Genomic DNA, 1,494 nt, shown 5'->3' on the forward strand with positions numbered 1-1,494 from the left:
CAACTCCTGGACGATCTGGCCTTCGTGCTCGCACAACTGCCCTCGTTGGCTTCGCCGCAGGCACTGCCGCCGTTGCCATCGCAGAGCCCGGCCGAGACGCCGCGCCTGTCGCTCGCCGACGACACCAGCCTGGTCTCGCGCTTCGCCGACATCGCCCGCCGCCATCCCAATCGTATCGCGGTCACCGCCGAAGACGGTGCCCTGCGCTATGCCGAACTCGATGTCGCCTCCGACCGGCTGGCCACCCTCTTGATCCAGCACGGCGCCGGCCCGGGCGAACGCGTCGGTCTCTGCCTGCCGCGTGGTTGTGAACTGCTGGTCGGGTTGCTCGCCATCCTCAAGACCGGCGCCGCATACGTACCGGTCGATCTGCATGCGCCGGCCGCGCGTCGACGCCTGATCCTCGACGACAGCCAGGTCTGCGTGAGCCTGGCTCACTCAGACCATGCCGAAGCGCTACCGGGGCCGGTGCTGTGCCTGGATGCGGCCGAGATCCGCACACGGCTGGAACGACTGCCGCCTACCCCCCTGCCGGCGGTACCGGCCGATGCACCGGCCTATCTGATCTACACCTCCGGTTCCACCGGCATGCCCAAGGGCGTGGTGGTCAGCCATCGCAATGTGGTGCGGCTGTTCAGCGCGGCCACCCAGCCCGAGCACTTCAGCTTTAGCGAGACCGACGTGTGGACGTTGTTCCACTCGCACGCCTTCGACTTCGCGGTGTGGGAGCTGTGGGGCGCGTGGCTGTACGGCGGTCGCGCCGTGGTGGTGCCGGAGGCGGTGTGCCGGCAGCCCGACGCGTTCCTCGACCTGCTTGCCTGCGAGCAGGTCACGGTGCTCAACCAGACGCCCTCGGCGTTCTACGCGCTGCAAGCGCAATCGCATGCGCCCGCGCTGGCATTGCGCTACGTGGTGTTTGGCGGCGAAGCGCTGGAACCGGCGCGGTTGCGGCAATGGCATGCGCGCTATCCGCAGGCCGAGCTGATCAACATGTACGGGATTACCGAGACCACGGTGCATGTCAGCTTCTGTCGCCTGAGCGATGCGGACTTGCAGAGCCCGGCGAGCCGGATTGGCCGAGCGCTGCCGGACTTGAGCGTTCAGGTATTGGCGGCCGATGGCGCGTTGGCGCCGCGCGGTGTGGTGGGCGAGCTGGTGGTGAGCGGTGATGGTGTGGCGCAAGGCTATTGGCAACGGCCGGCGCTGACGGCCGAGCGTTTCCCGCGGTTGGGCAACGTACGTGCGTACCGCTCTGGCGATCTTGGTCGGGTACTGCTGGACGGCACGCTGGAATACCGGGGCCGAGCCGATGAACAGGTCAAGCTGCGCGGGTATCGGATCGAGCCTGGCGAGGTTGCGGCGCGTCTGGCCGCGTTGGCGGGCGTCGCGGATGCGGCGGTGGTGTTGGAGGGTCGGGGCGAGGGCGCGTGTTTGTTGGGGTATGCGGTGGCGGAGGCCGGTGTTGCGCTGGATGCCGAGCAACTGCGTGAGCAA

At 68.3% G+C, this 1,494-nt stretch carries 1 protein-coding gene; it reads left to right on the plus strand.

Annotated elements, in window-relative coordinates:
- On the plus strand, positions 1 to 1,494 hold a 1,494-nt coding region (locus tag EBB59_RS13225), incomplete at both ends, for an amino acid adenylation domain-containing protein (protein ID WP_122102591.1).

The organism is Solilutibacter pythonis (assembly GCF_003697345.1).
Lineage (GTDB): Bacteria > Pseudomonadota > Gammaproteobacteria > Xanthomonadales > Xanthomonadaceae > Solilutibacter > Solilutibacter pythonis.